The organism is uncultured Microbulbifer sp. (genome assembly GCF_913055755.1).
Classification (GTDB): domain Bacteria; phylum Pseudomonadota; class Gammaproteobacteria; order Pseudomonadales; family Cellvibrionaceae; genus Microbulbifer.
The window spans coordinates 1-7103 of the sequence record NZ_CAJXKH010000135.1 but is presented as its reverse complement, the minus strand read 5'-3'; the positions used below and the strand labels follow the sequence as shown (position 1 = coordinate 7103).

Below are 7103 nucleotides of genomic sequence, written 5' to 3'. Positions count from 1 at the left end.
TAGTAATAGCCATCGCTGTGCTTGTAAATAAACGGGTCGGCGCGCTGTTCGATCAGCGGTTTTACCAGCGGCTCTGCAGTTTTTTCTGGAATCACGAAATTAGCTCCGGTTACATCTTGTTTTGTGTACTGGTGGAGTCCTGTGGCGGTGGTGCTACCGGGTGCAGGTTTGTGAGACACGCCGTTAACCCATCCCTGGGGGCTCTGCACCGCCATCCATGGCGGTGAAGGTCTCACAAACCTGCACCCGGTATCACCACCTGCGCGAAAACTTCAGCAGGTAACACGGCAATGTGAAGTTTTCAGGTAAAAGTTTCTCTGTCAGGTTGCACTCGGATTCAGCTCTGCACCTTCGGCGGAGCCGGCTTCCGGCGGTACCTCACCGCGCTTCAGCTGGTGGTAGTAATCATCGGTGATGATGTACTTCTTCATCAGCAGGCCCAGCAGGAAGTGGAACAGGCCGGGGATTACGGTGAGCATCAGGGCGATGCCGGTGAGGGTGAATTCGCTCTGGGTTTCACCAGCCTGGTAGTTGAAGTAGGTGAGCAGCAGGCCGGTGAGGAAGCCGGCGATGCCGGAGCCGGCTTTCTGGCAGAACGAGATACCGCCGAATGCCAGGCCGGATACCCGCTTTCCGGACTTGGAGTGGCCGTAGTCCACTGCTTCGGCGATGGCGGACCAGAATACCGGTGCGTGCAGGTCTACCACGAAGGACAGGATGATGTAGAGCACGAAGGCGAGGGCGATATCGCCGGGGGAGACGGCGAAGAACATCAGTACGCTGATGACGCCCACCAGCATCTGTGACCAGCTGAAGAGTTTGATTTTGCAGAAGCGCTTGGTGATCCAGGTGGATGCGACCATGGAGACGATGGAGGCGGCGATGCCGGCGCTGGTGAACTGGGCGGCGAGGGATTCGCTGCCGCCGAGATAGTAGATGGCGTAATAGAAGGCGACACCACCGCGCAGGGCGTAGCCGATGGTGCCGAGCATGCAGGCGCCGGCGAGTACCAGCCACTGGTCATTTTTCATCAGCAGCCTGAACTGTTCGCCCAGGGGCTTGCGGTCGACGACGTGTTCGACGCGCTCGCGGGTGGTGAGGAAGCACAGCATCAGCAGGCCGACGCCCACCAGGGACATGAAGCCCATGGCCAGCTGGTAGCCCTTGGCGGCGTTGCCGTCGCCCCACCACTGGGCCAGTACCGGTACCGAGGCCACGATCACCACATTGGCGATCTTGGCAAAGAACATGCGGTAGCCGTTGGCGGACAGGCGCTCCTGGGGGTCGCTGGTGAGTACGCCGATGTAGGAGATGTACGGGATGGCAACACCGGTGAACATCAGGGTGGCGAACAGGTAGGTCACATAGGCCCACACCAGCTTGGCGTTGTAGCCCAGGTCCGGGGTGGTAAACAGCAGGAATACCGCAAAGCCGTAGGGAATGGACAGGTACAGGAACCAGGGGCGGAAGCGACCGTGGCGACCTTTGAATTTGTCGGTCAGCAGGCCCATCAGGGGATCGCTGAAGGCGTCGACGAAGCGGGCGGCGAGAAACAGGGTGCCGACGTGGGCGGGCTTGAGCCCGAAGATGTCCGTGTAGAAGTACTGCATGAAGTAGAACATGGCCGCGATCATCACGTTGACGGCCATATCACCGGCGCCAAAGCCGACCTTTTCGAATACAGACAACTTATTCGACTGTTGCATGTTGGTTTCTCTCTTATCGCTGTATCGCTTTTATTGTTCGGCCAACCTTATTGTTTTGGCGCGACAGCGATATATATATTATTGTAGTATTAAAGTCAAAGCGAAGGCGTCAGCGCGCCCGGTCCGAGAATGGGACTTTGTATCTGCCAGAGAATAGGCGTACATTCCACAGATAAGTCTCGAAAAGAGTGGCCCGATCTCGCGTTAAATGCCGGATAGCGGCGTTTTCAGCTGAGGCAAGCGTACCAGTTTCCGGAATTTTTGACTAAAAAATATACGGCCCCGGTGCGCATTTCGGTCGGCCCGTGGCTCCTGATGCGACGTCTGGTCACGCCGATTCCTCATAAGGTAGGGCAATAGTGGGCGCAACGGTCGGGGCAGTTGGCTCTCCACGGTTCCGGATTGCGGCACCAAGTAAGGCAAAAAATATGGTTAAACAAGTCAGGGAAAACAGACCGCGCAGCGTCCATGCATGGGTGGCCTACGAACTCGGCACCCGCATTGTGACCGGCTACTACGAGCCCGGCGCGTACATTCCCAACGAGGCTACCATCGGCGAGGAGCTGAATGTCTCCCGCACCGCGCTGCGCGAAGCGTTCAAGATTCTCACCGCGAAGGGTCTGATCGAATCGCGCCCGAAGCTGGGTACCCGGGTGCGTCCGCGGGAATTCTGGAACATGTTCGACTCCGATGTGCTGCGCTGGTGCTTTGACTCCACGCCGTCGCCGGAGTTTCTGCGCTCCCTGTTTGAGGTGCGCGAGATGATCGAGCCCAATTCCGCCGCGCTGGCGGCCAAGCGGGCCACCGACGAGCAGATCGTGGCCATCGAGAAGGCGTACCACGCAATGGAAGGTGCCGAACCCGGTACCGAAGAGGTGATTCACACCGATATCGAATTCCATATGGCAATTCTGCGCGCTACCAACAACGAGTTTATGGTCTCCCTGGGGGAGTCCATCAAAACCGCGTTGATGGGGCTGTTCCGTATCAGTAGCTCGAAAGAGGCCGCTTACCAGGCGTCGCTGCCGGGGCACTATGCAGTATTCCTGGGGATTCGCGACCGGGATTCGGAGCGTGCCCGCTTTGAAATGAAATCCCTGCTGACCAAATCCTCCCACAAGGCGCTGGATCATCTGGCGGAGGACGAGGGCAGCAAGGTGGACGTGGCGGTGTAGTTTCAGTTTCCCGCTCTGGCGTCGACCCGTGCCGAGCGGGTTCGGTGTCCACACACAAAAAGGCAGCCAGTTGGCTGCCTTTTTTGGTTTTGCGCTGCGCGTACTTTTTTCTCCGCTTACAGGGCTTTAACCCTCGGGATCTTGCGCTCGACCACTTTCAGCGGGTTGCGCAGGGCGCGGCCGAAGGTGGCGGATTCGATCTCGAAGCGGTCGCCGGCTTCCGGCTTGATGCCGTCGCCAAAGCTCAGGGTAGCGGTGCCGAAGAAGTGCACCTGTACGTGACCCGGGCGGCAGAAGGCGTTGTACTTGAAGTGGTGGTCTTCCAGGTTTTTGATGGTGTGGGACATGTTGTCTTCACCGCTCAGGAAGTTCTTTTCCCAGATCACTTCGCCGTTGCGCACGATGCGGGAGGTGCCTTCGATGTGCGCAGGCAGTTCACCCAGCAGCAGCTCGGGGCCGAAGGAGCAGTGGCGCAGCTTGGAGTGGGCGAGGTAGAGGTAGTTCTGGCGCTCGGTGACGTGGTCGGACAGTTCGTTGCCGATGGCGAAGCCGATGCGGCAGGGGTTGCCCTCCTGGTCGTTGATATAGATGCCGGCAATTTCGGGTTCCTCGCCTGCGTCCAGGGCAAAGGAGGGGCTGGGGATGGCCTGTTCCGGGTCTACCACGCAGTCGCCGTCACCCTTATAGAACCACTCGGGCTGAACGCCGGCTTCGCCGTTCGCCGGTTTGCCGCCCTCGACACCCATCTTGAACATCTTCATGGTGTCGGTCATCTCTTCCTGTTTGCCGGAAGAGTTCTGCGCGTGCATGGCGGCGCGAGTGTCGGCGCTGCCCAGGTGGGTCAGGCCGGTGCCGGCAACCATCAGCTGGGTGGCTTGCGGGTGGTCGATCGGGGCTAAAAGGCGGCCTTCATCGACAATCTTCTGGTAGTCCAGGCGCTGGTCCGACAGCAGCGAGCTGGCCAGGGATTCCAGTCCGGTGCCGTTTTCCAGGGCGCGCTGGGCCAGCTGGTATACGGTTTCGACGTCCTTCAGCTGTTCGATGGTGTTGCTGTCGACCACGGCGCCTACTGCGCGCTGGCCGGATTCGGTGGTGAACTGGATCAGTCTCATCGCTTTTTCTTCTCTATTAGCCTGCTGTCTGGGATCGCCGGACGTCTATTTATATAGGGCCGGCGAGGCGGGAGTCTTTTCTGTCCGCATCGGTGGAAAAATGTTCGCTCCGGATGCTGGTCATTATTAATATCATACAATATGATGTATCTCAATGAGTGCACCTCAACGGTGCCGCTTCCACTTGCGGTGGCAAGTTTCGGGGCAAAACCGTCGAATGACTTGTCCCGAATTTTAATAAGTCATACAATAATAGTTATGAGAGAATAAATGGGGTTCAGAAATGGCCAGTGATAAGAAAAAATCGGTCCTGCGGTCGGCCAATTGGTTCGGAACACGTGACAAGAACGGTTTCATGTACCGCAGCTGGATGAAGAATCAGGGTATCCCTGAGCATCACTTTGAAGGCAAGCCGGTCATTGGTATCTGCAATACGTGGTCCGAGCTGACTCCCTGCAATGCCCACTTTCGCAAAATTGCCGAGCACGTCAAGAAAGGCGTGATCGAAGCCGGCGGCGTACCGGTGGAATTCCCGGTGTTTTCCAACGGCGAATCCAACCTGCGCCCCACCGCCATGTTCACCCGCAATCTCGCGGCGATGGATACCGAAGAGGCCATCCGCGGAAACCCGATCGACGCGGTAGTGCTGCTGGTAGGCTGTGACAAAACCACTCCGGCCCTGCTGATGGGTGCCGCCAGCTGTAACCTGCCGACCATCGTGGTCACCGGCGGCCCGATGCTGAACGGTAAGCACAAGGGCAAGGATGTGGGTTCCGGTACCCTGGTATGGCAGGCTCACGAAGAGTACAAGGCCGGCAATATCTCCCTGCACGAATTCCTCAGTGCGGAAGCGAGCATGTCCCGCTCCGCCGGTACCTGCAACACCATGGGTACCGCCTCCACCATGGCGTGTATGGCGGAATCCCTCGGCACCAGCCTGCCGCACAACGCCGCGATTCCGGCGGTGGACTCCCGCCGCTATGTGCTGGCACACCTGTCCGGTATGCGTATCGTCGACATGGTGCACGAGGACCTGACCCTGTCCAAGGTGCTGACCAAGGATGCGTTTATCAATGCGATCCGCACCAACGCCGCCATTGGTGGCTCCACCAACGCAGTCATCCACCTCAAGGCCATCGCCGGCCGTATGGGTGTGGATCTGGAGCTGGACGACTGGAAAGAAGGGCGCGAAGTGCCAACCCTGGTGAACCTGCAGCCGTCCGGCAAATACCTGATGGAAGAGTTTTACTACGCCGGTGGCCTGCCCGCGGTACTGCGTCGCCTGGGAGAGTCCGGTGCGCTGAACAAGGACTGCCTGACCGTCAACGGCAAGACCATCGGCGAGAACGTCGCGGATGCCCCTTGCTACGACGACGATGTCATTCGCCCGCTGGACAACCCGCTGGTGGAAAACGGTGGTATCTGCATCCTGCGCGGCAACCTGGCGCCCCGCGGTGCGGTACTGAAACCGTCCGCGGCCAGCCCCGAGCTGATGAATCACCGCGGCCGTGCGGTGGTGTTCGAGAACTTCGAGCAGTACAAATCCCGCATCGTTGATCCGGATCTGGATATCGATGAAACCTGTGTGATGGTGCTGAAGAACTGCGGTCCCAAGGGTTACCCGGGCATGGCGGAAGTGGGCAACATGGGCCTGCCGCCGAAGGTGCTGAAGAAAGGCGTCAAGGACATGGTGCGTATCTCCGATGCGCGTATGAGTGGCACCGCCTTCGGTACCGTGGTGCTGCACACCGCGCCGGAAGCCATGGAATTCGGTCCGCTGGCTGCGGTGCAGGATGGCGACATGATCCACCTGGACGCACACAACGGTGTACTGCACCTGGAAGTGTCCGACGAAGAGATTGCCGCGCGCCTCGAGAAGCTCAAGGGCAATCAGGTTATTGCCAGCACCAGTGGTTACGAAGCCATGTACCGCAACCACGTTCTGCAGGCGGATGAGGGTTGTGACTTCGACTTCCTGGTGGGCTGTCGCGGTGCGGAAGTACCTCCGCACTCACACTAATCAGTTTTTTCTACAGGTAATCCATCCGGTTTATCACGTTTGACTCCCAAGCGCCCCTCGGGGCGCCTTTTTTCCGCAAACTTCTCCGGTTTGGCCTGTAGACTGGATTCTCAGGGAATCCCCGCAACTCCCCGCAGAGGGTGAGAGCAATAGCGAACCAAGCGAGCGAATGATGACGCTGACCAATCAATACCCGAGCCTCAACGGCAAAACCGTATTTGTTTCCGGCGGTGGTTCCGGCATCGGTGCCAGCCTGGTGGAATCTTTTGTCCAGCAGGGCGCGAAAGTTGCCTTTGTGGATATTCAGGAGGGCGTGTCCAGCGCACTGGTCGAGCGCCTGAACAGTGAAGGCGCTACCGGTGAGGTGCGTTTCTATCCCTGTGACCTCACCGACGTCGAGCGGCTGCAGGCGGTGATCGCCCAGGCCGCTGAAGAGCTGGGACCGATTTCGGTGCTGATCAACAACGCCGCCAACGACACCCGCCACGACTTCCGCGAAGTGACGCCGGAGCAGTGGGACAAGTGCCTTGCGGTCAACATGCGCCATCACTTCTTCGCCGCCCAGGCGGTGTACCCGTATATGAAACAGCTGGGTGCCGGCGCCATCATCAATCTCGGCTCCATGAGCTGGCATGCAGGCCAGGGCGGTATGCCGGGCTACACCAGTTCCAAGGCAGCCATCGAGGGCCTCACCCGCGGTCTCGCCCGCGACATGGGGCCGGACCGTATCCGCGTGAACTGCCTGGTCCCCGGTTGGGTGATGACCGAGAAGCAGTTGAATGAACGGGTGGACGCCACCGCGCGCGAAGCCATCGACAAGGGGCAGAGCGTTAAGGATCCCCTGATGCCGGAAAGCATCAGCGCGATGGCATTGTTCCTGGCCTCTGACGATGCCGCGATGTGTACCTCGCAAAACTTTATCGTCGATGGCGGTTGGATTTAAGTTAAAAGTCTTACGCCGACGGAGCCTGCCTTAGCTCCAAATCAGCAATGAAAAAATTCAGGAGAAATTGAATGACCATTACCGGAAAGCAATTGATCGCAGGCAACTGGACCGACGGCCGCGCCGGAAGCTTCCATGGCGTTAACC

At 58.9% G+C, this 7103-nt stretch carries 5 protein-coding genes; 3 read left to right on the top strand and 2 right to left on the bottom strand.

Annotated elements, in window-relative coordinates; all coding sequences use genetic code 11:
• Positions 1–320: 320 nt before the first annotated feature.
• On the bottom strand, positions 321–1706 hold the full coding sequence (locus QZ511_RS15890; protein WP_295803900.1) for an MFS transporter: 1386 nt from the start codon (positions 1704–1706) through the stop codon (positions 321–323).
• A 428-nt stretch (positions 1707–2134) separates the two neighbouring features.
• Between QZ511_RS15890 and QZ511_RS15885 the strand changes: the two genes are divergently transcribed.
• On the top strand, positions 2135–2881 hold the full coding sequence (locus QZ511_RS15885; RefSeq protein WP_295803898.1) for a FadR/GntR family transcriptional regulator: 747 nt from the start codon (positions 2135–2137) through the stop codon (positions 2879–2881).
• 116 nt (positions 2882–2997) lie between these two features.
• Here the strand turns inward: QZ511_RS15885 and araD1 are convergent, their stop codons facing one another.
• The gene (araD1, locus tag QZ511_RS15880) at positions 2998–3993 is read right to left on the bottom strand and encodes an AraD1 family protein (protein WP_295803896.1); all 996 of its coding nucleotides are present in this window, start codon (positions 3991–3993) and stop codon (positions 2998–3000) included.
• A gap of 283 nt (positions 3994–4276) precedes the next feature.
• Here araD1 and QZ511_RS15875 point away from each other — a divergent pair, with 283 nt between their 5' ends.
• Positions 4277–6013 (top strand): IlvD/Edd family dehydratase, encoded by a 1737-nt coding sequence (locus tag QZ511_RS15875; protein ID WP_295803894.1) that lies wholly within the window; start codon positions 4277–4279, stop codon positions 6011–6013.
• A 169-nt stretch (positions 6014–6182) separates the two neighbouring features.
• Positions 6183–6956 carry an SDR family oxidoreductase gene (locus QZ511_RS15870; protein WP_295803891.1) on the top strand — a complete coding sequence of 258 codons (774 nt, stop codon included), beginning with the start codon at positions 6183–6185 and terminating at the stop codon, positions 6954–6956.
• The last annotated feature ends 147 nt before the right edge of the window (positions 6957–7103 follow it).